We start from the raw sequence: 25,504 nt of genomic DNA, 5'->3' as shown, positions 1-25,504 counted from the left end.
CCGCCCATCAGGGGCAGCTGAGTGGAGGGATTCGAAGAATGAAGTTCGAGAAGATCACTGCTGCCGTTTTCATGGCCATCTCGGCCGTGGGTATCACTGCGGCAAGCGCCCATGCAGAGCTGGCCGTAACGGAGCAGCCGACTGCGGTGACTGCGGGGGACACGACTTCCGGTGTGGATCACGGAATCAACTACCAGATCACCGTTTCGCCAGTCGACAGGGTCATTATCACTAACGTTGAGAATGGCAAGTTCGAGATCTCGCAGAATGGTGCGGTGGTGCTCGAGTCCGGCGACGGAGCGGCGGTGACCGAAGTGCCGCAACGGTACGCCGTCGACGGGCGTTCGATCGCGATTGCGCAGCAGATCGGTGCGGACGGCCGCACCCTGACGCTTACACCGACCCCGACGGCAGAAGATATTGCGCAACTGAAGGACATCAGCTCCTACGACCGGCTCAAGGAGCAGATCAACAAGAACCTGCCTGGCGTCGTCGGCGGTGCCATCGTGGGCGGCATCCTCGGGGCGGCTATGCCCCTGATATGGGGGATCAGCATCCCCGTGGGTGTGCTGATCGGTGGAACCGTCGGCGGATACATCCTGGGCGGCCCGGAGTTCCTCGACGCCGTACAGGCGTTCGCCACCGGCCAGCCGTGATCACGGGCAGGTGAAATAGCGTGTGCGCGGGCGCTTTCCGCACCCGCACACACGCGCCCAGACCCGGACTGGTACGGATATGCACCCGGTGCCCCTCTTCAGTGCGTGTGCAGGAATCAGGGTCACCGGGTGCAACAGTTCGGGTTCACCGGCCAACTGGTCATCAGGATGCACACGGGCCGACGCCGCCGACCTTGCCAGTCGATGTCGTCCAGCCGCAGGTGCGACACCTCGCCATTGCGTAATCCCAACCGAGACTGACTGCGCCGCACCCGCCCGAATCGACAACCGCTCGGTCCACCCCTCAGCGCCCGGGGCCATCGTCGGCCCTGCCTTAAACGACGGCCGCACCGCCCCGCCGCCGCCGCCTCGAGCCTTCCCTCGTCGTCCGCTCGACCACCAGCGCGCCCGGCCGCTGAACCACCACCGAGCCCGAACTCGGTGTCCGACAAAGCACGTCGCAATCTACCAGGGTCGCCTTTACCTCCGTAGCAGCCGGCCAACTCGAGAACCCCTGCAGCCCTACAGATGCCCTGGAGGCGTTCTACATCGCCGAGGCTTGCGAACTCTCCCGTCGCGATCGGCGTCCGGTCGAGGTGACCGAAGTTCGTCGCTGACCCGCATAGCCGGAGTGTCTCCCTCAGCGCCCATCTCGACTCTCACAGTCGATCGACCGGGTAGGCGGGTTCGCGCCCTGCGAGGACATCAATCACCGCTTGTGCGGCCGACATACCTGCCCGGATGCGCGCTTCTGTCGTCTGACCAGCCAGGTGCGAGCTGACGAGCACGTTGTCGAAGGCGCGCAGTGGACTCGAGACAGACAGCGGTTCGTATGTGACGACGTCGAGTGCCGCGCCGGCGATCTCGCCTGCGGCCAGGGCCTCGACGAGCGCGTCCTCGTCCACCAGGCTGCCTCGCGCGGTATTGACCAGGATCGCTGTGCTTTTCATCGACTGCAGGCGTTTGCGGTCGATCAAGTGGCGGGTCGACTCATCGGCGCGGACGTGCAGCGATAAGTAGTCCGCAGTCGAGGTGACAGTATCGAGGTCGACGAATTCGATACCCGGTTCGTCGGCGTCCGGGTGTGCGGAACTCACCGCCACGGCCATGCCGAAGGCTCGGGCCAGTCGTGCGACAGCTCGACCACTGGGTCCGTATCCGATAATTCCGAGTGTGGATTCGCGAAGCTCGCGGCCGGCATCGCGGGGCCACTGCCCGTTTCGGACACCGTCGAGGACCGCGGGAAGTTTCCGCGCGACCATAAGGATCAGAGCCATCGTCATTTCCGCGACCGCGTGGTGGTTGACGCCGGGGGTGTTGCACACACGTACGCCGCGGCGGGCGGCCACGGCGACGTCGACCGATTCGTAGCCGACGCCGCTGCGAGCGATGACTTTCAGCGAGGATGCGTGCTCGAGCATATCCGCGGTGACCGGTTCGCTTGCGATGATGGCGCCGTCTATTCCGTCGAACAGGGCCAACGCCTCATCGCGGCTACGGGCAGCGAGGGCAGGAGAGTAGGTCACCTCATGGCCGTGCCGGCGGAGAATGTCGTCGATCTCGTCACCGGGACAGAGGTAGTCGGTGGTGACCAGTACACGTGACATGCGCGAATCCTCTCGAAACGTGTTGCACCGTTGGTGCGGCTTTCAGCGGTCAACTCAGGCATACCGGATGGGCCGGCCAGTCGCGGGGCCACTCATCGCGACGGCGCGTCAGGTCGCGAATCCGAGCCGGTGGGCCGGGAGGCTGCGTCGAAGCAGCGGGCGGTGAACACGCAGATACCCCCAGCGACGATCAGGATCACGCAGGTCATCGTCACCTCGTACCAGCCCCCAGCCTGCCATTGGTAGGTCACCACGGCGCCGAAGACCGAGCTGCCCACATAGAACGCGAGCAGGTACAGCCCGGACCTCGACGCGGCTTGGCTTCCGGGATCAACTTTTGGGCAGGGCGCGGAACCTCTGTGAAGTTGATCTTTAGACGGACCTACTTCCTATCAGGGGTTCCGCGTTTCTCGTTGCATCCCAACACCTTCCACTCGCCAGCGTCCGACTGGCTACCTCACGCCGACACGGCTAGTCGGAAAGGCTCACTACGCGAGACCGTGCCTTGCGGAGAAATATTTCGGCAAGAACGTCCGCGCCCTCCCTCGAATTTGCGCGCGAAATGAGGCATTGCGCGCACGCTCGCCACGGAGGAAAGTGAGTATGTCCGGTGGCGCCACCGGGGCGTCGCCCCGACCAGGGAGGTGGCCCGTGTACGCACGTTCAAGCACAATTACGGCCCAGCCGTCGTCGATCGACAACGGGATCGCATACCTCCGCGATGAAGTGATGCCGAATCTGCCCGAAATCGAGGGGTGGGTTGGCCTGTCATTGATGGCCGACCGGGCATCGGGGCGCTGCATCGCCACAACCGCGTGGGAATTCGAGGCCGCGATGCATGCCAGCAGAGAGCGGATCCAACCACTGCGTGATGGTCTCGCCCGGGTGCTCAACGGCCCGGTGGATCTGGTCGAAGAATGGGAAATCGCGCTGATGCACCGCGTTCACCCGGCTGGCGACGGCGCGTGCACTCGATGCACGTGGGTGCAGGGCGATCCAGGCGAAAGCGACCGAATGATCGACGTGTTCAAGGCGGACGTGCTGCCGGAGGTCGAAATGATCGACGGATTTTGCAGCGCGAGCCTTTTCGCCGACCGGGCAACCGGCCGCGGGGTGGCCGCGACCGTTTGGGCAAGCCGCGCGGCGCTGGACAACAGCCGCGAACAGACGGATAGGATCAGGACCACGTCGACCCAACGGCGTGGTGCCCGCGTGCTCGAGGTGGCTGAGTTCGACCTGGCCTTCGCTCACCTGCGCGTGCCTGAGATGGCTTGAAATCGTCAGCTGGCTCCACCAACACGACTGCACGGCTGTCGGCGAGCATGAACTCCCTACGTGCGGGCGGCAGATCCGGATCGACCAGCAGCAGAACGCCACCGCCCGCAGGACTGCGTGAGCGGCGTGCGAGCCGGGTGGCAGGCACACCCCCACCGCTCGTCCCGATCCCGCTCCTGCCGTCTTCAACACTTCGGCCAGCGACCCGGCGGCGGCTGCGACCTCACCGTAGGTGAACGCACGCACGCCGCTGCCGGTGTCCTCGATAACAGCCGGGCGATCGGGATGCGTTGCCGCCATCGCGAAGAACGCCTCCTCGACGCGGCGATGCTGCGGAACAGTCGACTTCCCCCGCGCCGCCGCGACGGCAAGTTGCCCGTTCGCGACCCGGCCCAGCCGCCACGCCGCGGCCGTCGTCGCGCCGGTCGCGACATCCGCGACACACGCCGCCATCAACTCCGCCAACCACCCCAGCTCGACGGCATCGACCGTGTGGCGGTATTCTAGGGCCAACGCCACACGACCCTCGTGCTCGGCGACATGGACACTCAAAACGAACTTCGCGGTACCGTTGCACACCAGATACGGCCGCCAACGCACGCCTCGCGGCCCCCGCGGCGAGGCCGGTGGTAGGTCAGCAGCCCCGCTCGGCTGCAACTGGTTCACCACGACGACCGACCTCGCGGCGGCCGTCGATCCGACCTCACCCGCGATGGAGTCCTCGCTCCAGTCGAACGCAGTGCCGCCTGCGACAACTCCTCGCCCACCGCGCCGATCAAGTCACCCGCCGTGGCGGCCGGCGCCACCGCCGCGAGCACAGGCAGCAATCGCACGCGATAGCTGACGTCCCGATCCTCCTCGGGGCGTCGATGACTGAAGGGAATTCGCACGGCGAAAGTCCGCTCTGCGCTCCACTGAGCCAGAGCGGCCGCCACACCGGCGGCGACCACCGCGAACGGGCTGACACCCGCTGCGTGAACTTCTGCCGCACGCGACGCGCAGTCGGCGACCGACGTCTCGGTGACACGGACCAGTCGTTCACCCACCTCGGGCGCACACGTCGGCACCCGCACCGGCGCGAGCGCGAACGTCTGGTCCGCCAAAGCCCGGCGAGGCGCCAGAACCTGTCGGCCTCGCTCGCGGTGACCAGCGGCTAATAGGGCAGCGCGGGTGACCCCACGGGCTCCTCTGCACCGTCGACGAGTCGCCGATACACGGCGACGATCTGCCCGACCAGCAGATGCAGCCTCAATCCGTCACAGGCGACGTGGTGGACTGTCAGCTGAAGCAGCCCGCCGGCCAGACCTGCATCCCAGTACACGATCCGATGCAGAGGTTCGTCCGGCAGGAACGGCCGGCGGGCCTCTGCCGCAACCGCCCGGACTCGTCGAGCGCGCCGATTGCCGCTGCGCGCCAACACAATCCACGCCGCCGCCACGCCAGGCCGCGCTCGTCATCGGCGATGGTCGCGGTACGCCGACGACAGCCACATCTCACCACTGAATACGCTGACCCCACGGGAGCGCGAAGTCCTCGGGCTGATGGCCGCGCGGGACACGACAACACCACCATCGCCAAGACCCTGATCGTCACCGGACGAGCCGTCAGCAAACACATCGGCAACATCTTCCTGAAGCTCGACCTGCCCCCAGCGACAGCGAACACCGCGGGGTCCTGGCCGTGCTGGCCTACCTGAACGGCGCGTGACACTCCGCAGCCGAACTTCTCCCCGATCACAGTCACGCGGACCGGGCCGGCAGCCGGCTCGGTCGGATTCAACTCTGCCCGCACGGATTCTCATGCCAGACCAATAGCCCTCCCGCTCACATAGCACGCGGCATCCGACTGAGCGATGGGTGTGATGCCCTGACCTAGCAGAAGCAGGTCAGGGCATCACACCCATGCGCTTGAGGGCGACCCGAGGCGCCACTTACTTCGCCGGAGCGGGCATCGGCTGGTTGATCGTCGTGAAGTACTGCGCCGCGGCCATGATCGCCACCGGAGCCGTCACCAGCAACTGACCAGCGAGAGTACCGAGAGCGCCAACAGCAATGATGCCGCCGAAGCAGCCGATCACCGCTGCGGGCACGAAGGGGCCGAACAGACCAACGATCGACGCGGCAGCAACCGTGGCGCCAGCGATACCGCCCAACAGGCAGCCGACTGCGCCCCCGGTGAGACCGCCGACCAGGGTGCCGACAGTCGCACCTGTGCTGATTGTGGTGATCAGGCGATTCCATGCCGCTTGTTCACGGTCGTATGGAGTCTTCCACGGAGCGGTATCCTCATAAGGCAGTGCCGTCGGCTTGTAGACGGCATGCGCAAGATCCAACTGAGGAGTGAGGGTCGCCGTACGATCCCTGATCTCCGCCGCGATCGGAAACACATAATCGTCCACCCGAAACGACAACTCCGCCCCGGCGAGCACGCTCCCGTTGGCCGCCTTGATCTTGAACACCCCATCCTCGGCAGCCATCGAGCCAACGTCGGTGGAAATGATCGTGGCCCTCTCAGTTGCTCGACTTTCGCACTTTCGAGGGAGTCCGGCTCGGGGCCTCGGCGGTGCCCGCGTGAGGACGTCCTGACGTAACGGCGTGTCGCGCAAGCGGTTTGGGCTTGATGGTGGAGCATCGGCGGTGCTTGTAACAACCCCCGTCGCTAAACGAAGAGTGTTCCGCCGATGCTCCAGGTGCCAACCTTACCGGGCTCGCTCACGCGTGTCCTGGCCTCCTTGCGGCCGTGTTTCACCGCGCCGACGTTCGAGACGTTCACGATGATGGTGGCGGGTTTGTTCGCACAACCGGCGGCGCGGACGGTGTGCGGGATGCTCACCGGTGCGGGGTTGGCCCGGATCTGCCCACCACAGCCGGGCTCACCGATTCTTCTCCACGGCGCGATGGAACCCCGGCAGGTCGGCTTGATTCTGGCGGAACTGATTGTCAACCAGCTACTTTCGCCTGGCGCGGCGATCACGGTCGCCGTCGATGACACCGGTGTTCCGACGTCGCGGCAAGCGCGTGCACGCGGTGGGCTGGTTCCATGACGGCTCCGCGGCGGGGCAGGTCAAGCTGGGGTTCGCCCAACAACTGGGTGGTCCTGGCCATCGTGGTCACGCTGCCGTTGCGTTCGCGGCCGGTCGCGCTGCCGGTCCTGGCCGCGTTGGCGGTCAAAGGCGGCCCAGCGAAACCGGATCTGGCCCGCGACATGCTCGAGTTGTTGGCTGAACGGTTCGCTGATCGCACGGTTCACCTCGTGGGCGATTCCGCCTACGGGTGCTGCGCGTTCGCCGGTCTCGGTGACGGTATGACGATCACCACCCGAGCCAAGGTCAACGCCGTGTTCTATCAGCCTGCCCCACCCCGGACGGGGAGGCGGGGCCGACCGGCGTTGAAAGGCAACAGGATCGGCACACCGGCAGACATCGCGAAGACCGTGATCTGGAAGTCGGTGACCGGTGTCGCGTTACGGCACCACCAGCACCGTGAAAGTCGCTGAACTGGTGTGTCTGTGGTTCGGGACATGGCGCACCGATCCGGTCCGGGTCATCCTTGTAGGCAACACCGGACGCACCACGAAAACCATTGCCGCCCATGGGTATGATATCGCGCTGATCACCACCGACCTCACCTCCACCGCGGAGGAGATCATCGCCCGCTACGCGGCCCGCTGGGCCATCGAGGTCACGTTCTTCGACGTCAAAAACATCCTCGGTGTCGGACAAGCAAGCAACCGTGTCCAGGCCGCGGTCACCCGGACCGTTCCCTTCGGGCTGCTATGCCACAGCATCCTCATCCTCTGGTACGCCGTGGCCGGCCACCACCAGGACGACGCCGCCCAACGACGCGATGCCGCACCCTGGTACCGGACCAAAACCGAACCCTCGACCCTGGACAAGCTCACCAAGCTCCGACGCCAGATCATCGCCACTCGATTTAACCCGGGATCACCCCGACCAGCGACAACCCAGGAAATCATGGAAGTCCAGGCAGCCTGGCTTGAAGCGGCCGCATAACTGCGAAAGTCAAGGCACAATCCGGCCGGGAAGATTCGAGCCACACACCGAAAAATCGATGTTTCCATGGCAAATACGGAATCCATTCCGCGTGTGCTGTCGATGACGAGGTAGAACAAGGAATCCTCATTGGGTTCCAGCCCATCATCAACTTGTCAGTCAGTGGTCGGCCTGCCCGTGCAGGCCCTCGTCAGCCTCGAGATCGACCAGCGCTTGATGACCTCGATCGTGCGGGGCCTACAGGACCTTCCGGAGGTTCTGGAGGTGCGGATACAGGCGGGTCGGGAGGGCCTCTATTGAAGGCCTAACGCTCGCTGCAAAGTTGCCCACCGATTGCCACATTACCCGGTGCCATCTCAATGAGATGCACCTGGACACTCGCCGTCGCGACGCCGAGTGTCGCAACCATCACCTCTGTAAGCTTTGCCGCGAGGGCGCGCTTTTCCTCCACAGTGCGTCCAGAGAGTATTTCAACCTTGATGATCGGCATGGCCTTGATCCCTTCCCTATCCGGCGACCACGAGATCGCGCGGCGACGTTAATTACACTCTTAACAATCAATACTTGAGTCCCTGCCCGTCACCACTCAGGTGCGGGCCACAGCGAAGAATACGACAGTGAATTGCATCGATTGGCTGACCTTTGCCGAAATGCGCCGCCTGCCAGCATCCGCCATTGCAGAGTCCCCACCTTCCAAAACCATGACGACCGCAGGCCACAGTCTTGCTAGGCGCTCGGCATCAATCAGCCCTGATGAATAGCGCGGCTAGGATCGCGGCCAAACGGTGGCCATATGTGGATCATTCAGCGATCGCTCGCATGACCTCGAGGGCACTGGAAAGCCGGAGTCAGGTCTCGTTACGTACGGTGCTGTAGACGAAGTCTCCGGTTACCTGCAGCAGCCCAGTCGGATTCGCCAGAGCGGCCAGCGAGTCCTCGACTGCGGCAGACACGGCGTCGACATCCCAAGAAGCAGCAAACACAGACGGGCGCAGGATCGCGGGGCGGCCCACAACCGACAACTCGCCGCCGTCGATCCTGATGACTTGCCCATTGAGCCCGGCGGAGAGGTCGGACAGCAGGTAGGCGACGACCGGCGCGTTGTCGGCAGCAGTGGGAAAGGCTCCCAGGCGGGCGTCCAATTCGGCTCCGGAGGCTCCGTTGCGCCTCAAGATATCCGCCGCCATCTGTGTGCCTGCTATGGGTGAGACTGCATTGACTCGCACACCGGTCCCGGCCAAGTCGGTCCCCCAGTCATAGGTGAGGGAAGCGATCGCACCCTTGCTCGCGCCGTAGATGGCCGTGTTACCCAGGCCCATGTGCGCCCCTGAGGTCACGTTGACGATCGCGCCCGAGCCCTGCTCGAGCATCCGTCGCATGGCATGTACGCCGCAAAAGATCGAGCCCATGACGTTAACCTCGAACAGGGCGCGCACACGTTCGGGATCCAGGTCCGTCGAGGGCCCCACGAACATGATGCCGGCGTTGTTCACCAGCCCATCAATCGAGCCGAACTCGCGGATACATGTATCGATGAGCGACTCCGCCTCGTCGGCCTCGGAGACGCTTGCGACCAGTCCCACGGCCGTCCCGCCCAGATCAGTGATGGACTCGACTGTCCTGTCCACGGACGCCTGACTCAGGTCATTCACGACGACCGCGGCCCCTTCGCGAGCCGCGAGCAGCGCGCAGGCCGCGCCGATTCCTCCGCCACTGCCGGTGACGACAATCGACTTACCCCGTAGATTCGACAAGAACATCTCCTTCTTCTCGCCGAATCACGATGCGCGTGGACGGCATTCTCTGGAATTCTCTGGTTGCGGTCCACCCGTGCGGGTGGAGCCTCAGCGCGTCGTGAGGACGATCTTCCCTATGTGTTGCGAGGACTCGATAATTTCGTGGGCAAGGGCTGCCTCGGACAATGGAAAAGTCGCCTCGACGACGGGCCGTACCGATCCGTCCTCAATCAGCGGTACAACGCTGCGAACGACGTCGGCGATAATCGCCTCCTTTTCCTCCACGGGGCGTGATCGCAGCATCGAGCCCATGAGTCGCACACGCTTCCGCAGCAAGGATCTGAGGTCGAAGTCGGCCTGGTATCCGTTCTGGATCCCAATAATCACCAGGCGTCCGTCCATCGCGAGAGCGTCGATGTTGCGCTGTACGTAGGGCCCGCCCACAATGTCGAGGACTACGTCGACTCCTCGCCCATCGGTCTCCTGATGCACACGCTCGACGAATTCCTCGGAGCGGTAATCGATCAGGATGTCGGCGCCGAGCGATTTGCAGGCGTCGAGCTTGGCCTTGCTGCCGGCTGTCACGGCGACCTTGGCGCCGAGCGCCGATGCCAGCTGGATGGCCATCGTGCCGATACCGCTGCTGCCTCCGTGAACGAGTACAGTCTCGCCTGCGGACAGCCGGCCCAAAGTGAACAGGTTGGACCACACTGTGGCCGCCGCCTCGGGCAACGCCCCGGCCGCCACCAGATCGATGCCGACCGGCACACGCATCACCTGTCCGGCCGGGACGGCCACCTTCTCGGCATATCCACCACCAGCCAACAGTGCGCAAACCTGGTCACCCACATGCCAGCCCTCGACACGTGCGCCGACTTCCGCCACCACGCCAGCGCATTCGAGCCCCGGGAATGGCGAAGATCCGGGTGGCGGGTCATAGCGTCCTTTGCGCTGGCTTGTATCCGCTCGGTTGACCCCCGCAGCCACAACGTCGATGACGAGCTCACCCTCGGCCGGCACGGGATCGGGTGTCTCGATCATGCGCAACTCGCCCCCCTCGGGTGCGGGATCGATAGCGACCGCTCTCATGACCGCACGGTGGCAGTTGCTGCGTCGGCCGGCACCCCGTCACGGCAGACCGCGGTCGACCGAAGCGTTGCGACAGCTGTGATACTCATAATCATCGCGTGTTTCCATCCTGGGAGACGCCACAGTTGCTCTCCCCGGTTTTATGCGTCGCACTGACGTCTAGTTCTTCTTGATATTCATTATTATGATCACGGGCGTCGTTTGAATAGTCCTGTCAACAGACAATCCCTATTCCTTCAGGTAATCGCGAGTGCGTTCGCCGGCGAACCCACTCCACCGCGCAGGTTTATCGGGGCTGATGTCACGAAGAACTCGTGGCGTCCAATTGCGTCGCACTGCTCGGCGAGCTCGTCGAGCCACCAGAGTTCTCCGATAGGAATTCCGAGCCGCCCGAGCAGCTTCGGGTGCAGGAAGTTTTCCCCGAGTGGCCATGCCTCGAGGGACGGATTATCGCTCGCTACCGCACTGACGCCCCAGTCCCACAGGTACGCCAGCATGTCCTCCCCATCGGCCAGTCCCGGCGACGTCGCGTCAACTCGCGCTGCGGCCTTCTCCTCCCTCGAGGCGGACTTGTAGCCGGTAGTCCAGCCCGTGCGGAACAAGAGCACGTCACCCTCACGAGGTTCAATCCCAGATTCGTTTCGGAACGCTTCAAGCTCCGAGATCTCGATCCGGTCGTGCTTGTTCCATACCAGGTCGCGTCCTTGGCGTGCACGCCAGCGTGACATGTCGAACAGAATGCCCCGGCCGGCGATACCACGCTCCGCCCAGGTGTGAACCCCGAGCTGGTCACGGGACAGGTGGTTATAGAAGCCGATCTCGGGATCTCGTATATGCAGAAAGCCGTCCCACTGGGAGGACGACTGTGGGTAGAACCCGTCCAGGTAGTCGTCGAGATTTCCCAGTGGCGTCTGAAAGACCGTGTGGCGTACCTCCTGTCTGCTGTACAGGGGTGGATCCGGCCAGTTCAGCGGGGCATTGAGGCTGAAGACGTCGCCCGTCTGGATCAGGCTCGCAGCATGACGCACTTGCTCGGGGGTCTGCCTGTTCAGTGAGCCGTTCGCGTCTTCAGCCCCGAAGAAGCCGCGGGCATCACCCGACGGAAGATCTGCATAGCGCATGAGCCATCTCTTTCCTGGAAGTACTGAGGTCGTCCAGCGGCACGGCGTTGCGCCGGACCAGTACGCAGTTCGTCCTGCGCATCACCCCATCCTGCTTCCACCATTGACGTCGATGGTCGCGCCGGTGATGAATCCCGCGGCGTCGGACGCGAGGAAGGCCACGACTGCCCCCACGTCGTCGGGCTGTCCCAGGCGCCCGACCGGGATGGTCGCCAGCATGGCCTGGTTGACCTCGTCGGCCACGCCCGCCGCCATGGGTGTCTCGATCCGGCCCGGCGTGATCGCGTTGACCGTCACGCCATGCGGGCCGTACTCATGCGCCACCGTGCGGGTCAGTCCGAGCATGGCCGCCTTGGTGGCGCCGTAGTGCACGCCGGCGACCCGCGCACCGGTGTGAGCGGCCTGTGAGGAGATATTGACGATCCGTCCCCAGCCTCGCTCGACCATCGGCCCGAGCACCACTCGAATCCCCAGGAACGCACCCGTCATGTTCACGTCGAGCACCTGCTGCCACTCGGCCACCGGGACATCGGCGGTGCGCAGCTTCGCACCGTCGTGCTTGGGTGAGATCGCCGCGTTGTTGACGAGAACGTCGATCCCGTCGAAGCGACGCGATGCCGCCAGCACGACGTCGTCCCAGTTGTCCTGGGACGACACGTCGGCATGTACGAGCTCCAGGCGGTTGGCCACGGATGCGTGCTCGGCACCGAAGGCCTCGAGGTCTGGGCCGGAAATGTCGGTGACGACCACGGACCAGCCGGCGTCGAGCAAGGACACGGCGATGCCGGCGCCAATGCCCCTGGCACCGCCTGTCACCACGGCGGCTCGCCGCCGAGACACCTCACCCACGGTCGGCCTCCGTACGCCGAAGCCGCACGACACCGTCGAGTGCCACCACGTCGCCTGACGGACGCACCACCAACGGGTTCACGTCAATGGACTCCAGGACGTCGGCCGTCGCCGCGACCATGACCGAGAAGTCGGAGACGACGCGGGCCAGTGCCCGCTCGTCGGCCACCGGAAGGCCCCGTGCACCGCGCAGCAGTTCGACCGCGGCGAGTGAACCGATCATGTCGGCGGCCTCGTCAACGGTCAGCGGCGCGGGACGAATCTGGACGTCACTCAGGATCTCGGCGAAGATGCCGCCCGCGCCGACCAGGACTATCGGGCCGAACGCGGGATCGATGCTCGCGCCCATGATCAACTCCGCGCCACCGCGGACAGACTCTTGGACGACGGCGCGGCACTCGCGCAGGCCGAGTCGGCTCGCGACCGCGAGGACCTCCTCGGCAGCGGTGCGCACGTCCTCATCCGACGTCAGGCCGAGCTTCACCCCGCCGACATCCGACTTGTGTTCCACCTCGTCGGACAGCAGCTTGACCACAACGGGGTACCCGAGCGACTGCGCCGCGGTCACGGCATCCTCGGCCGAACCCACCTCCAACTCCCGCGTCACTGGGACGCCGGCCGCCGCCAGGACACGCTTGCTCTCGACCTCGTCGAGCATCAGGCGACCCTCCGCGGCGGCGCCGTAGAGGAACGCACGCTGCTCGCCATCGGGTTCCCCTGGCGACTGCGGCCGACCTGGCTGCTCGAGCGCGGCGGACCACGACGCGAGCGCGGCGGCGGCGCGCATCGCGCGGACCGGCTCATCGAACGTCGGCACGCCGGCACCGGTAAGGATGCGACGCGGGTTGCCCGACCCGCCGACCCACGCCACGAGGACTGGCTTCGGCGTGGACGCGGCCACCTCGATGATCCGCTCGCAGATCGCCGCCTCCTCCATCTCCAGGTTGCCAAGGAGGATCACGGCGATGTCCGTCTGCGGGTTGTCGACGCAAACCCGCAGCGCGTCGGTCAACATCGTCTGGTCCGACGCGATGGCGCCGGTCGTGTCGATGGGGTTGGTGACCGACGCGAACGGCGGGAGGATCGCTGCCATCTTCGCCTGCTGGTCCTCGGTCCACTCGAAGACGTCGAGCCCCAGGTCCTCGGCGTAGTCCGTCATGAGAACGCCTGCCCCGCCGGAGAGCGTCACGATGCTGACCTTGCGCCCCTCGGCCACCTTGTCGGTGATGAAGAGGCGCCCGAGGTCGAGCAGCTGCTCGACGTCGACGGCCCTCGGCATTCCGTAGCGTCGGAGCACGCCGTCGAACACGGCGTCCGAGCCCGCGAGCGCGCCCGTGTGGGAGGCCGCGGCAGCCGCGCCACGCTGGGAACGACCCACTTTCATCACACATACCGGCACCCGGTGGGCCTGTGCCGCCGCGAGCGCCTGCTCGAACCGGGCGCCGTCCCTGGTGCCTTCCACGTACGCCAGCACGGCGCGGGTCGAACCCTCCTCGACGAGCCCCTGAATGAGCTCCCCGAGATCGAGGTCGGCCTCGTTGCCGGTGCTGAAGAAGCGACCGATGCCGAGCCCGTCACTTTGTGCCATGTTGAGGATGAAGCCACCCATGGCCCCGCTCTGCGAGACGAAGGCGACGCCGTCGTCTCGCAGCTCGAAGCGTTCCTGGTCCAGGCCGGTCATGAACGCGGCCGTCATCGCATTGGAGACGCTGACCGCCCCGACGCTGTTAGGACCGAGGATCCGGACGCCGGCACGCGCGGCCACCTCGGACAGCGAGTCCTGAAGCGCGGCGCCCGCCTCGCCCGTCTCGGCGTAGCCCGAGGCGAACACCACCGCGAAGCGGATGCCACGCTCGCCGCACTGCTCGATCGCAGCGGCTACCGCCGGCTGGGGCAGCACGATCACGGCGAGGTCAGGTGCGACGGGCAAGTCCGCCACGCTCGCGTAGGTCGGCTCGCCTTGGACGACATCACGGCGCGGGTTGACCGGGTAGATGCGACCGGCGAACCCGTACTTGCGCAAATACCGCAGGGTGCGCCCCGACGCCTTGGTTCCATCGTTCGACGCACCGATGATGGCGACGCTGGACGCCTTCAGGAGCCTCGAAACGGTCTCGGCGGCCGAGAGGCGCGACGTGGTGCTCATGCCACCCCCAGGATTGCCGCGCCGGCCTTGGCGCGGTGCTGGTCGGTGCTGCCGAAGGCGATCTCCCAGGCCTTGCCGCGTTGCAGTCGCAGGTGTAGATCGTGTTCCCAGGTGAAACCGATCCCACCGTGCAGCTGGAGCGCGGCCGAGCCTGCGAGATAGGCGGCTCGGCTGGCCGCGGCCTTGGCGAGCGCCGAGGCCGACGGCACGACGTCCAGGTGTGTCTGCAGACGGTAAGCAGCGTGCCAGGCCAGCGAACGAGCGGCCTCCGTGTGCATCGCCACGTCCGCCAGGCGGTGCTTAACCGCCTGGAACTCTGCGATCGGCCGACCGAACTGGCGCCGGGACAGAACGTAATCGCGGGTGGTGTCGAGCAGGCGCTGCGACAGGCCGACGAGGAGACACGACGTGGCCGCCGCGCCCACACGGTCCACCAGGGCCGCTCCGGCGGGATCGTCGGTGAGGAGGGTCGCGTCGCTGAGCTCGACGTCACACTCGGACAGGCGCCGGGAAGGATCGGCGCCCCGCAGGGGGCGGCCAGTGACCCGCGACCGCTCGACCACGTGCACGCTCCCCCCGGCCCGCACGAGGAGGAGGTCGGCAGTCAGGCCGTCCGGGACGATCGCAGCGGTCGCGCCGTCGGCCACCGCGACCACCACCTCTCCGGCCGCGATGCCGGGGAGCCAGCGCTCCTTCACTTTGTCCTCGCCAAAGGCGCCGATCACGAGCGGCGCGATGAGAGCCGTCTCGGCGACGGGCTCGGGCACCGCGAAGGCGCCGGCCTCCTCGAGCACCAGGGCCAGGTCGACGACGTCGCCGCCGGAGCCGCCGAAGTCCTCGTCGATGAGGAGGCCGGCCACGCCGAGGTTCGCGAGGCCCCTCCAGAGACGGTGGTCGTAGGAGTGCCCCTCGTCCCACACCTCTCGGAGCGCGGTGTCGGGGAAGTTCGCGCGGAGGTAGCTCCGCACCGCGTCACAGAAGTTGCGTTGCGTGTCGGTGAAGTCGAAGTTCATGGACTTCAGCTGCCCTTCGGTAGTCCGAGCGCCCGCTCGGCGATGATGTTGCGCTGGATCTCGTTCGATCCCGCGTAGATATGTGCCGCTCGACCCAGCCAGTACCGCTGGATCAGGGGGGAAATGGTTTCTCCCTCGGCGAGAACCTCAGCGCGGTTGCCCAGCAGCGAGAGCCCGAACTCGTGGATGCGTGTCTGCATCTCCGTCCACCACAGCTTGCCCATGCCCGACTGCGGGCCGGGGCGGCGCCCTTTGGACAGCTCGGTGAGGGTCCGTAACGTCATGTAGCGGTAGGCCTCTATTTCCTCGTAAAAGCGGCCGACTTCGGCCTGCACGCGCGGGTCGCGCCGCAAGGAGTCGGGCACCATCGCCACGACCTCGTTCAGTAGCGCATGAAAGTGCGCGGCCGTGTTGAGGTTGCTGCCACGCTCATGGGAGAGCGTCACCATGGCGATGCGCCAGCCGTCGTTGACGTCGCCGATGACGTTGGACAGCGGCACCTCCACGTCGGTGAAGAACACTTCGGCGAAGTCCGCCTGGTAGTTCATCTGCTGAATCGGCTTGACCTCGACCCCGGGACTGTGCCGATCAATCATGACGAACGTGATCCCCTTGTGCTTGGGCGCTTTGGGGTCCGTCCGCACCAGAGCGAAGATCCAGTCGGCGAAGCGCGAGTGCGAGGTCCAGATCTTCTGACCGGTGATGCGCATGACGTCACCATCGATGACGCCTCTCGTCCGCAGCGACGCCAGGTCACTGCCCGCGTCCGGCTCGCTGAAGCCCTGGCACCAGATCTCATCGCACGACAGCATGTTCTCGAGCCAGCGCTCCTGCTGATCCGGCGTCCCGCACTCGATCAGGGTCGGTCCGGCGAGCCCCAGCGCGAGGCGGTTGAGACGGTTGGGCGCCCCAGCGGCGAGGTACTCGTCGTAGAAGATCGACGTCTCGAGGGGGCCCATGCTTCGACCGCCGAAGGCCGTCGGCCAGTGGATGGCCGCGAATCCCGCCTCGAACAGTTGGCGCTCCCAGGCTCGGTGCTGCGCCAGACCCTCTGGAGTGGCCGGGGATGCGAAGCTCTCCGTCGGCACGTTCTCCGCCAGCCACGTGCGGATTTCCTTTTGAAACGCTTGCTGAATGCTGTTCAGCGCGAGGTCCACGGGACACCCCTCCTCTTTCGATCGCTATTAATAGCTATCATAGCAATCTATTTATTCCGTTGCGGCGGTGACGTCGCCGAGCATGTGCTGCACCAGAGCCTGAGCGTCACCGATCTCCGCGACCGGACCCGCGAGACGCTGGAGCCGTAACCACCGATAACCGGGATATCCCAGTTGAGGTCACGTAGGCCGAGGACGAGACGGCCCGTGTCCGCGCCCGTCTGGGTGAAGGCCAGCAGGGCGCTGGGGTTGGACTTCTTCAGACTGAGCAACTGCGGCGTCAGATCGGTGACAGGCACGTCGAACTGCTGCGACGCAGCAGCGGACGCTCCGCGATCTTTGAGCGCCTGCTGGAAGGAACTCGCCGCCGCCTTGCCCTGCGTGGAGGAGTAGTTGAGCGTGGCGACTGACGAGGCGTGGTAGGTACCGTACGCGTACTCGACCATCTTCTTGGCCTGGTCCTTGGCGTTCATCAGCATCGCGAAGGAATACGGCGCCACCTCCGGCGTGATCTCGCTGCCCGAGCCGTTGATGGAGGCGATCTTGGCCTTCGTCGTCATGGGCAGCGTAGCCAACGTCTCGTCGCTGGTCATCGGGCCGATGATGAGGTCGACCTTGTCCTGGTTGACGAGCCGGTTCACCACGGTGACAGCCTTCGTCGGGTTGAGCTCGGTGTCAGTGTAGATCGCCTGGACCTGGCGTCCGCCGATGCCACCGGCCTCGTTGATCTGCTTGACCGAGAGCTCGACGCCCATACGCGCCCAGTCAGCGGTGGCCGCAGCTGGGCCCGTCAGCGCCAGCGGTACACCCAGCTTGATGGGACCTTCGCCCTTGACACTCGAGGATCCACAGGCCGCAGTCAGCGCCAGCACACTGGCAAGGCCCACTGCGACCGCCGCTTGGCGGAGTCGACGATTCGTCCCCACGTTCTCACTCCCTCGTCAGGCAAATAACTAGCCATGAAGGCAATGTTAGCTATGAATGCTACAGATAATGTGAGTGACGTCAAGCACTTGTACGGGCCTTCTGTGGCGGGCGACACGTGCGCCGCCGCGGGCTACTTCAGTGCGAGCGCGTTAGCCGGCGAGCCGACGCCATGAAGGTTCCAGGGCGCCTCAACGCCGATCTCGGCGCGCTCGACCCTGGCCCAGGATCGCCGTCGACCCGAGCTCCTCGACGGAGACGGGACGGCGTCGACGCCAGTGCAGGTCCTCGCCCTGCGTCGACAGCCACCGCTCGACGTCGATCAGGACGCCGCGGCCGGCGATCCCGCGCTGCGCCCATGACACGATCCCAACCTGTTGCGACTCCAGGTGGTTGTACGAGCCGATCTCGGGATCGCCGATGTGCAGGAACCCATCCCACTGGGATGAGTTCCGGGGGAAGAGCCGGTCGACGTAGTCGTCCCGGTTGCCGAGGGCCTTCTGGTGATGTGGTGCTCGTACGGCTCGCGGTCGAACAGCGGCGGGTCCGGCCAGTTCGACGGCACCTGCATCACGATCCTTGCCTCTGCTCCGAATTGAGGCAAAGATAGAAATGAATGACGAAAGGTCAACCACGATCCCGCGGGACGATCGGCTCCGTGTCGAGCCCGTGCTCGCGCAGGTAGAAGCCATACGTCTCGATGTGTCGGTGCATGGCCTTCTCGGCACCTCGGGCGTCGCCCGCCGCGATCGCCGCCGCAATCTTGAGGTGAGCGAGGGCGGTCTCCGCCTGGTTCTCCGGCGTGATGAGGTCGTAGCGGAAGTGTCCGGCCAGCGAGCTGTGCATTGACTTCACAACGAACTCGAAGACGTCGTTGCCGCAGGCGTCTGCGATGAGGCTGTGCATGTCGGCCGTCCGAGCTGTATCCTGCTCGGACTCCGCCGCACGCACCAACGCCGCACGCTGCTCGTCGGACGCGTTCACCGCGGCCAGGTAGGCCACCCGCGGCTCGACGAGCTGGCGGAAGTCGGCGAACTCGCCCAGCGTGGTGTCGCGGAGGCTGAACAATAGCGCCAACGCCTCGCTCACCTGGCGGATATCGGCGTGCCGCACGAAGATGCCTCCGCTCGGCCCGCGGCGAACCTCGACTAGCCCCTGCCGCTCCAGGATTCGCAACGCCTCGCGGACGGTGACCCGTCCGAGGCCGTTCTCCTCCATGAGTTCGACCTCGGACGGCAGACGCGTCCCGACCGGCAACCGTTCGAAGAGGATCTTGTTACGGATCGAACTGACCACCAAGTCAGATGCTTTGGGGATTCTCGAACCGGCCGCGCCCATCACTCTCCGCATCGATTAGTACTATCATTGTCAGGATAGTGGTCTACGGTACCGGAACGGATCGGGACCGGCTAATTCATCTGTGGCCGAGGACGGGCGTTACAGCAGCTCGACGGGGTACGGGAATCGGATCCCGAGGCCTCCGTCGATAACTATTGTCTGCCCTGTGACGTGCCGAGCCATGTCCGTGCTCAGGAACGAGACGACGGAGGCGACGTCGCTCGGCTCCCCTAGCCGACCCAGAGGCGTGCCGCCGACGAACTCGTCGCGGCGCTTCTCACCGATGGCGCCACCGATGCGTTCGGTCCAGATGACGCCCGGGGCCACGGCGTTGACGCGCACGCCACGCGGACCGAGCTCCACCGCAGAGGTCTTGACCAGTGAGATAAGCGCCGCCTTGTGGGCGCCGTACGCGGCGTGCCGCTGCGCGGCGAACATGCCGCTGACCGAGGCGATGTAGACCAGGGACCCCCCACCGGCGCTCGCGAGCGCCGGTCCCCCCATCTCGGCGAGGAGAACGGCGTGGCGGACGTTGATCCGCTCGCTTCGAGCCCACAGGTCGTCGTCGTGCTCCGCCAGCGAGGCGAACGTCGACGCACCGATGATGTCGACGATCACCGCGAGGGGCTCGTCCCACGCGTCGACGGCATCCAGGATCTGCTGGACGCCCTCGCGCTCGCACGCGTCGGCGACGAGGGCGATCCCGTCGAGCTCCGCCGCGACCGCCTCGGCTCGCTGCTGGTCGGAGTCGACGCACAGGACGCGCGCCCCAGCCGCGCGCAGGGCGTGAGCACTCTGGCGACCGATCCCGTTGCCTGCCCCGACCACGATGGCGGCGCGGCCGTCCAGCGAGGCGAGGGAGCGGAAATCAGCGATCGGACTCGTGTCGATGGTCATATTTTTCCCTTCTTGCAAGAAGTAGATGATCAGTAGGTGGTCCGGCCGCCGCTGGCGTCGAAGACGGCACCCGTCGAGAATCCGCACCGCGGGCACGCCAGCCAGTAGATGAGCTCGGCGACCTCGCGCGGCTCCCCGGGACGACCCATGGGGATCTTGGCGGTGAGGCGTTGGATGTGCTCAGGCGTGGCGGCCCCGAGGAGCGGGGTCCGGATCACGCCGGGCGTCACGGCGTTGACGAGCACGCCGGAGGTCGCCAACTCCTTGCCAAGGGACTTGGTCAGCCCAATCGCCGCGGCCTTGGCCGAGGAGTAGGCGCTGCTGCCTGCGTTGCCCTCCTTGCCCGCGACGCTCGCCACGTTGACGATGCGGCCGTAGCCGGCGTCGATCATGTGGGGGACGACTTCGCGGCAGTACAGGTAGGTGGCGAACAGGTGGACGCGCCACATCTGCTCGAAGACCTCCGGGGGCGTCTCCCAGAGCGTCGTCGACGGGACGGTCGTCCCCGCGTTGTTGACCAGGATATCGATCTTGCCGTGCACGTCGATGGTCGACCGCACGGTGTCGGCGACGTCCTGCGCGGAGGTCACGTCGCCGACGCTCGCGGAGACCGAGAGGCCCTCGGCCTCCATATCGGCCACGGTGAGGTCGGCAGCGTCACGGTCCCGGTCGACGACGACGACGTGCGCGCCGGAGCTCGCGAGCAGCTCGACCGTAGTAAGCCCGATGCCGCTGGCGCCTCCCGTGACGACCGCTACCTGGCCGTCCAGCTCCGGGGCCATCACGACCACGACCACTCGGGCCGGCGCTTCTCGATGAACGCTCTCATCGCCTCGCGCGAGTCGTTGAGCCCGCGAAGCCTGTTCGTGTAGTCCCACTCGGTGCGGTACTGCTGCTCCATTTCGTCGCCCTCGATACGGACGATGGACTCCTTGGCGAGGCGGATGGCCAGCGGGCTCTTGGTGGCGATGTCGCGGGCGATGTCCTGGGCGGCCGACACGGCCTGTCCAGGCTCTACCACCCGCTCGACAGCACCCAGCCGGTACATTTCCTCGGCGCTCTGTGAACTGCCCGTGTACATCATCATGCGGGCCTTCTGCGGGCCGAGCAGCCGCAGCGCCTTGCTCGCGCCACCCAGCAGTCCCACGTTGATCTCGGTCAGTGCGAACGTGGCCGTCTGCGAGGCGATGACGAGGTCGCACACGCCAATCAGGCCGAATCCCGCGCCGATCGCGGGGCGCTCGACCGCGGCGATCACCGGGACTGCGCAGTGGCGGATGACGTGCTGGGTCAGGCGCCACTCCCAGCCGGGGTTGGTCAGCGTCCGGATCGAGGTGGCCGCCTCCTTGTCGTCGGCGACCTCCTTCAGGTCGATGCCGCCGCAGAACGCTCGATCGCCAGCGCCCGCGAGGACGACGGCACCGACGGTGCGGTCCTCGGCGAAGCTCTCGAAGGTGGTCCGCAGCTCACGCTGCATCTCCAGGTTCACCGCGTTGACCGGCGGACGGTCGAGCGTGACGACGGCGATGCCGTCCTCACGCACAACGCTCAAAGTGTTCATGCTTGCTCGGGCTCCTTTCGGGATATCCGTGCGGCGGCTGGTCACTGAAACTCGTAGTCGTCGGGGTTCAGCTGCTGTACGAGCTCGAAGTAGTGCTCGTTGCGCCAGGGCCAGTTGACGTTCTGGCGGCCGTGTTCGTTGATGTAGTAGTTGCGGTTGGCGGGGGCCTCGCGCTCCCAGATCAGGCCCTTGGTCGCATCGTCGAGCCGCTCGTTGTAGTCGGCGAAGACTCCCTCGCGCACAGCCATGGATCGGTAGCCGTGCTCGAGGAGGTACACGATGCCCTGCGCGGCGTACCGCGACCAGATCTCGATCCACGAGAGGAAAGCACCGGACCGTGCCTGCGCGTTGGGCCCGTAGAAGATAAACAGGTTCGGGAAATGCGGGACTGTCATGCCCAAGTAGGCTCGCGGCCCGTCCTTGGACCACGCGGAGTCCATCGTCACGCCGTCCCGGCCTGTGTACTTGGCGGGGAACAGGTACTTGCTGACGTCGAATCCGCCCGCGAACGCGACGGCGTCGAGTTCGATCTCGCGGTCGTCGCCGGTGCGGATACCCGAGGTGGTGAACCGCTCGATGCCCGTGGTGACGAGCTCGACGTTGTCACGCAGGAGAGCGTCGTACCAGCCGTTGTCCACGACGAGGCGTCGCGCCAGCGGGGCATAGTCCGGCACCAGCTTCGACAGCAGGTCCGGACGATGGCCGACCTTGCTTTCGATGTAGTCGGTGAGGTTCTCGCGCAGGCCGTCGTTGCGCTCGCTGATCTGGCCACCGGCCTCCTGCCACGCGGGGTCGTACTCCTGCGCGAGCTGCATGCCCGACGTCGCGACCTGGGTGTGGTAGCAGTACCAGTTCCAGTAGTGGGGCATGTTGTCGAACAACCACCGGATCTCGGGGCTGATCAACTCACGGTAGCGCTCCATGGGCGAGATCCACTGCGGCGTCCGCTGGAACGCATAGACGTGGGACGCGGACTGCGCGAGCTTCGGCATCAGCTGCACACCGGTCGAGCCGTTGCCGATCACGGCGATGCGTTTGCCGGCAAAGTCGTAGTCATCGTCCCACGCCGTTGTATGGAAGAAGGCGCCCTCGTAGTCGTCGATGCGAGGGATGTTCGGGCGGCGCGGGGTGCTGAACTGTCCGGCAGCGCTGATCACCACGTTGGCGGACACCGCCTCGCGGCGGCCGGCTTGGTCCTGGAGCTCGAGCTCCCAGCTCTGGTCGACGTCACAGAACCGAGCGCTCTCGAGCTCAATGTCGAACACGATGTGCTCGTAGATGCCGAAAGTTTTTGCCACGTGCTCGAGGTACTTCTGGACCTCTTTCTGCGAGGCGAAGTACTCGGGCCATGGGTAGTTCTTCACGAACTTGAACTGGTACAGGAAGCTGCTGGTGTCGACGCGCGCGTCGGGGTAGTGGTTCAGGTGCCACGTGCCGCCAATTCCGGACTGGCGCTCGTAGATGATGTAGGGAATGCCGAGGCGCTCGAACTGGATCGCCGCCGCGATGCCGCTGGCGCCGGCGCCGATGATCGCGACGCGGAACCCATCGGGGACCGACGGGTCGGCGACCGTCCAGTTGGCCTCACGCGGGAACTCATCGAAGGCGAGCTCTTCGCGACCGAACCGGAAATCGCGGTCGCTGAGCGGCTCGCCGGTCATCAGCGACATCAAGTGCCTCAGATCCTCGTCGCTGGGCGAGCCCGGCGCAGGCGCAGGGGCACCCGAGAGCAGAAAGTCGGCCGCCTTGCGACGGATGGTGTCAGCGTGCCGGTCGTCGACGATGTAGCCGTAGAACGCGCCGCCGCGCATCGGCACTTTGTTCACGTCCATGTTTGCGAGCTCGGGATCGCGGGTGACCTGGTACAGCGCCATCCGAAGGACACTGAGATTTGCCTGCGCCAAGGCCCCCTCGACGGTGACACGATCGCGACGAGTGTTTTCCAGCAACAAGCTCTCCCTCAATAGATAGCATTCTTAGTTATTATTACCATGAGCAGTGTCACCGTCAAGGAGATCGAATCGGATCAATCTCCCGCCCGTCGCACGACTTCGACGTTCGGGTCGCAGTCCAGATATTCACTCTGGCGATGGCCCGGAGAAGGTACGCATATGGAGATGCCGATGACGATCGGTGATTCGTCCGGCCCGTTCATCGACCCACACACCGTGCACCATGTATTCACCGCCGACAGCGGAGACGTCGAAGAAACCCGGATCGCTACGCGCCGCCAAAGGATGCTTCGCCGACTGCTGGAAGACTCCGCGTTGCTCTACGGCGACCTGTACAGCACCGCAACACCACTGATCAGGACCTTGTCGTTCCTGACCCCGGGCAACTATCCCGACGACGACCCCTACGCCGGGCTCGAGGACACGCTGCAGCTGTTCGAGTACGGCGAGGGCCTTGGTTTCGACGGTGCGTGGATCCGGCAACGTCACCTCGAGCACGCCGTCGGGTCAGCAGCGGTGTTCCTGGCCACCGCCAGCCAACGTTTGCGGCCAAATCGGCTGCGAGAACAACCGCGTCTTCCAGACTGGCCAGGTCGAACCGCCGGTTCGATCCGGGTGGCGTAGGGGCCGAAGACCGCCCGAGACGCGGGCTGTTCAGCGGCGGCTGCGTAGTCTGCCGTCGCGGGTGGGGTCTACTTCCTGCTGGCGATGTGCCTGTTCCCCGAGGTCGGGTATCGGCTGGTGTGTGCCAAGATGACCGCGGCGCTGGGCGGGCTCGCACCGGCGTGCCCGACGCCCAAAGCGCTGTGTGACCTGCGCCGCAGGGTCGGTGCCTCCCCGATGCGCGCATTGTTCGAAGTGCTTGCCGGTCCGCTGGCCCAACCGAGAACTCCGGGGGCGAGGTTCGGCCGCTATCGGAGGAGTGTCCTTCGACGGCTGCACCTCGCAGAAGGTGCCCGACACCGAACGCAACCGGGCCTGGCTCGGCCGTTCGGCCCGTGCCGGGTATCCGATGCTGGAGCTGATGACGCTGGTGGAGACCGGTACCCGGGGAATACTGGGTGCGGTGTTCGGGCCCACCGCCGCAGGCGAGACCGACTATGCCCGACGTCTGCTGCACCTGCTGAAACCGGACATGCTGGTGTTGTGGGACAAAGGCTTTGACTCCAACACCTTTCTCGCCGACGTCGTCGCCACCGGCGCTGGAGGTGCTGGGCCGGATCAAGAACAGTCGCCGCCCACCGATGCTCGAGCGACTGTCCGACGGCTCCCACCGGTCGCGGATCGGCATCGTGGCGGTGCGGATCATCCAGGCCCACATCACAGTTCTTCCAAGCCGCGCGCGACCAGTTGGTCACGGCCGCCGCCGTGGTCACCGATACCGCCGACCTCGTCGGCGCCATCGGACGCCGCCTGTTGAGTGACCTACTCGAGGCCCGCTGGCCGCGGGTCAGCACCCGCAAGGTCAAATCACCGATCTCCCGCTACCACACCCGCCAAGACGACGACAGGCCCTCCACCAGCCAAAACATCACGGCTCTCGACATCACCATCGAAGAAGCCGAACCGGAAACGGCCGGTCCACGCCTCTCGCCCACACCGGACCGCGACACCGAGCCCACACCGCCGAGCGCCGCGCCAGCGGCCCGTCCCAGCGGCACACCGCCCGAAACGCCGCTGCCACCGCCTACGGCGACCGGACGCAAGGAACGTGTCGTGGCCCTGCTCAACACCGACCCCCAACGCCACTGGCACGGACGGGAAATCGCCCAGCACCTCGGACTGACCAACATCAACAGCATGTGCGTGCAACTGTCGCAACTGTTCCACCGTGGACTGCTCCATAAGACCGGCCTCGCAACCTACACGCTCGCAACCTGAAAATCCCTCTCCCCCTTGACAAACCGCCTCAGAGCTTAACTACCCGGCATTGGGCTATGCCGACACCCCACGCGAAAGTGATGTCAGACATAGACCTTCGAGGATTATCGCTACACAGGCGACGACCTCCGCCGCAAACTCCGCCCGCCGAGCCACCCCAGCTCAAACGCAACACGAACCCGACCGCACACGGTCACTGCGGGCACAAGGCACAGCGCGGCCCCCCTGCGTGTCAGGCTGAGTTGAGTCCACTGGTTAACAGCAAATCGGCCTGACACGCAGGGCGAGAT

Annotated in this window: 25 protein-coding genes and 3 pseudogenes; 8 read left to right on the top strand and 20 right to left on the bottom strand. The window is 65.6% G+C overall.

Annotated elements, in window-relative coordinates:
* Positions 1–38: 38 nt before the first annotated feature.
* Complete coding sequence (locus ACV7NQ_RS38235) at positions 39–656, top strand: hypothetical protein (RefSeq protein WP_463363993.1); 618 nt, start codon at positions 39–41, stop codon at positions 654–656.
* 659 nt (positions 657–1,315) lie between these two features.
* Here ACV7NQ_RS38235 and ACV7NQ_RS38230 read toward each other — a convergent pair.
* Positions 1,316–2,263, bottom strand: coding sequence for a phosphoglycerate dehydrogenase (locus tag ACV7NQ_RS38230; protein ID WP_463363992.1), 948 nt, complete (start codon positions 2,261–2,263; stop codon positions 1,316–1,318).
* Positions 2,264–2,992: 729 nt separating this feature from the next.
* Between ACV7NQ_RS38230 and ACV7NQ_RS38225 the strand changes: the two genes are divergently transcribed.
* The gene (locus ACV7NQ_RS38225) at positions 2,993–3,538 is read left to right on the top strand and encodes a hypothetical protein (RefSeq protein WP_463363991.1); all 546 of its coding nucleotides are present in this window, start codon (positions 2,993–2,995) and stop codon (positions 3,536–3,538) included.
* Positions 3,539–3,658: 120 nt separating this feature from the next.
* On the opposite strand, the pseudogene ACV7NQ_RS38220 reads toward ACV7NQ_RS38225, so the two are convergent.
* From ACV7NQ_RS38220 to ACV7NQ_RS38205, 4 genes and pseudogenes are all read right to left on the bottom strand, one after another.
* A pseudogene (locus ACV7NQ_RS38220) lies at positions 3,659–3,838 on the bottom strand (AMP-binding protein); the annotation flags it as partial.
* 853 nt (positions 3,839–4,691) lie between these two features.
* Complete coding sequence (locus ACV7NQ_RS38215) at positions 4,692–4,859, bottom strand: hypothetical protein (RefSeq protein WP_463363990.1); 168 nt, start codon at positions 4,857–4,859, stop codon at positions 4,692–4,694.
* A gap of 609 nt (positions 4,860–5,468) precedes the next feature.
* Positions 5,469–6,038, bottom strand: a pseudogene (locus tag ACV7NQ_RS38210) (hypothetical protein); the annotation flags it as partial.
* Positions 6,039–6,196: 158 nt separating this feature from the next.
* Positions 6,197–6,481 (bottom strand): hypothetical protein, encoded by a 285-nt coding sequence (locus ACV7NQ_RS38205; protein WP_463362785.1) that lies wholly within the window; start codon positions 6,479–6,481, stop codon positions 6,197–6,199.
* A 96-nt stretch (positions 6,482–6,577) separates the two neighbouring features.
* Between ACV7NQ_RS38205 and ACV7NQ_RS38200 the strand changes: the two genes are divergently transcribed.
* Positions 6,578–7,033 carry a transposase gene (locus ACV7NQ_RS38200; protein WP_463362786.1) on the top strand — a complete coding sequence of 152 codons (456 nt, stop codon included), beginning with the start codon at positions 6,578–6,580 and terminating at the stop codon, positions 7,031–7,033.
* Positions 6,993–7,550: a hypothetical protein gene (locus ACV7NQ_RS38195; RefSeq protein WP_463362787.1), complete on the top strand. Its 558-nt coding sequence runs from the start codon at positions 6,993–6,995 to the stop codon at positions 7,548–7,550. Before ACV7NQ_RS38200 ends, ACV7NQ_RS38195 begins: the two co-directional genes overlap by 41 nt.
* A 304-nt stretch (positions 7,551–7,854) precedes the next feature.
* On the opposite strand, the gene ACV7NQ_RS38190 is transcribed toward ACV7NQ_RS38195, so the two are convergent.
* From ACV7NQ_RS38190 to ACV7NQ_RS38120, 15 genes are all read right to left on the bottom strand, one after another.
* Positions 7,855–8,040, bottom strand: coding sequence for a tautomerase family protein (locus ACV7NQ_RS38190; RefSeq protein ID WP_463363989.1), 186 nt, complete (start codon positions 8,038–8,040; stop codon positions 7,855–7,857).
* A 358-nt stretch (positions 8,041–8,398) separates the two neighbouring features.
* Entirely contained in the window at positions 8,399–9,304 is a 906-nt protein-coding gene (locus tag ACV7NQ_RS38185; RefSeq protein ID WP_463363988.1) for an SDR family NAD(P)-dependent oxidoreductase, read from the bottom strand.
* A 90-nt stretch (positions 9,305–9,394) separates the two neighbouring features.
* Entirely contained in the window at positions 9,395–10,375 is a 981-nt protein-coding gene (locus ACV7NQ_RS38180) for an NAD(P)H-quinone oxidoreductase (RefSeq protein ID WP_463363987.1), read from the bottom strand.
* Positions 10,376–10,611: 236 nt separating this feature from the next.
* Positions 10,612–11,496 carry a cyclase family protein gene (locus ACV7NQ_RS38175; protein ID WP_463363986.1) on the bottom strand — a complete coding sequence of 295 codons (885 nt, stop codon included), beginning with the start codon at positions 11,494–11,496 and terminating at the stop codon, positions 10,612–10,614.
* A gap of 81 nt (positions 11,497–11,577) precedes the next feature.
* Positions 11,578–12,345 carry an SDR family NAD(P)-dependent oxidoreductase gene (locus ACV7NQ_RS38170; protein ID WP_463363985.1) on the bottom strand — a complete coding sequence of 256 codons (768 nt, stop codon included), beginning with the start codon at positions 12,343–12,345 and terminating at the stop codon, positions 11,578–11,580.
* Positions 12,338–14,491 carry an acetate--CoA ligase family protein gene (locus ACV7NQ_RS38165; protein ID WP_463363984.1) on the bottom strand — a complete coding sequence of 718 codons (2,154 nt, stop codon included), beginning with the start codon at positions 14,489–14,491 and terminating at the stop codon, positions 12,338–12,340. The genes ACV7NQ_RS38170 and ACV7NQ_RS38165 overlap by 8 nt, the downstream gene beginning before the upstream one ends.
* Positions 14,488–15,504: an acyl-CoA dehydrogenase family protein gene (locus ACV7NQ_RS38160; RefSeq protein WP_463363983.1), complete on the bottom strand. Its 1,017-nt coding sequence runs from the start codon at positions 15,502–15,504 to the stop codon at positions 14,488–14,490. Before ACV7NQ_RS38160 ends, ACV7NQ_RS38165 begins: the two co-directional genes overlap by 4 nt.
* 5 nt (positions 15,505–15,509) lie before the next feature.
* Positions 15,510–16,661, bottom strand: a complete 1,152-nt coding sequence (locus ACV7NQ_RS38155) for an acyl-CoA dehydrogenase family protein (RefSeq protein ID WP_463363982.1) — start codon at positions 16,659–16,661, stop codon at positions 15,510–15,512.
* A 47-nt stretch (positions 16,662–16,708) separates the two neighbouring features.
* Positions 16,709–17,587 carry an ABC transporter substrate-binding protein gene (locus ACV7NQ_RS38150; RefSeq protein ID WP_463363981.1) on the bottom strand — a complete coding sequence of 293 codons (879 nt, stop codon included), beginning with the start codon at positions 17,585–17,587 and terminating at the stop codon, positions 16,709–16,711.
* A gap of 189 nt (positions 17,588–17,776) precedes the next feature.
* Positions 17,777–17,950, bottom strand: coding sequence for a hypothetical protein (locus ACV7NQ_RS38145; protein ID WP_463363980.1), 174 nt, complete (start codon positions 17,948–17,950; stop codon positions 17,777–17,779).
* 262 nt (positions 17,951–18,212) lie between these two features.
* Positions 18,213–18,881: a FadR/GntR family transcriptional regulator gene (locus ACV7NQ_RS38140; RefSeq protein WP_463365982.1), complete on the bottom strand. Its 669-nt coding sequence runs from the start codon at positions 18,879–18,881 to the stop codon at positions 18,213–18,215.
* 141 nt (positions 18,882–19,022) lie between these two features.
* Positions 19,023–19,820, bottom strand: a complete 798-nt coding sequence (locus ACV7NQ_RS38135) for an SDR family NAD(P)-dependent oxidoreductase (RefSeq protein ID WP_463363979.1) — start codon at positions 19,818–19,820, stop codon at positions 19,023–19,025.
* Between the two features lie 29 nt (positions 19,821–19,849).
* Positions 19,850–20,602 carry an SDR family NAD(P)-dependent oxidoreductase gene (locus ACV7NQ_RS38130; RefSeq protein ID WP_463365981.1) on the bottom strand — a complete coding sequence of 251 codons (753 nt, stop codon included), beginning with the start codon at positions 20,600–20,602 and terminating at the stop codon, positions 19,850–19,852.
* Positions 20,602–21,381: an enoyl-CoA hydratase-related protein gene (locus ACV7NQ_RS38125; protein WP_463363978.1), complete on the bottom strand. Its 780-nt coding sequence runs from the start codon at positions 21,379–21,381 to the stop codon at positions 20,602–20,604. The genes ACV7NQ_RS38130 and ACV7NQ_RS38125 overlap by 1 nt, the downstream gene beginning before the upstream one ends.
* 41 nt (positions 21,382–21,422) lie before the next feature.
* Positions 21,423–23,330, bottom strand: a complete 1,908-nt coding sequence (locus tag ACV7NQ_RS38120; protein ID WP_463363977.1) for a flavin-containing monooxygenase — start codon at positions 23,328–23,330, stop codon at positions 21,423–21,425.
* A gap of 174 nt (positions 23,331–23,504) precedes the next feature.
* Between ACV7NQ_RS38120 and ACV7NQ_RS38115 the strand changes: the two genes are divergently transcribed.
* The 4 genes and pseudogenes from ACV7NQ_RS38115 (at position 23,505) to ACV7NQ_RS38100 (ending at position 25,214) form a co-directional block, all read left to right on the top strand.
* Positions 23,505–23,957, top strand: coding sequence for a hypothetical protein (locus tag ACV7NQ_RS38115; protein WP_463363976.1), 453 nt, complete (start codon positions 23,505–23,507; stop codon positions 23,955–23,957).
* A 75-nt stretch (positions 23,958–24,032) separates the two neighbouring features.
* Positions 24,033–24,179 (top strand): annotated as a pseudogene (locus tag ACV7NQ_RS38110) (transposase domain-containing protein); the annotation flags it as partial.
* A 76-nt stretch (positions 24,180–24,255) separates the two neighbouring features.
* Positions 24,256–24,753: a hypothetical protein gene (locus tag ACV7NQ_RS38105; protein ID WP_463363975.1), complete on the top strand. Its 498-nt coding sequence runs from the start codon at positions 24,256–24,258 to the stop codon at positions 24,751–24,753.
* Entirely contained in the window at positions 24,750–25,214 is a 465-nt protein-coding gene (locus ACV7NQ_RS38100) for a hypothetical protein (protein ID WP_463363974.1), read from the top strand. Before ACV7NQ_RS38105 ends, ACV7NQ_RS38100 begins: the two co-directional genes overlap by 4 nt.
* Positions 25,215–25,504: the final 290 nt, after the last annotated feature.

The sequence above is a fragment of the Nocardia sp. Tas62D01 genome (assembly GCF_055232035.1).
This window is presented reverse-complemented; position numbering and strand designations above follow the sequence as displayed.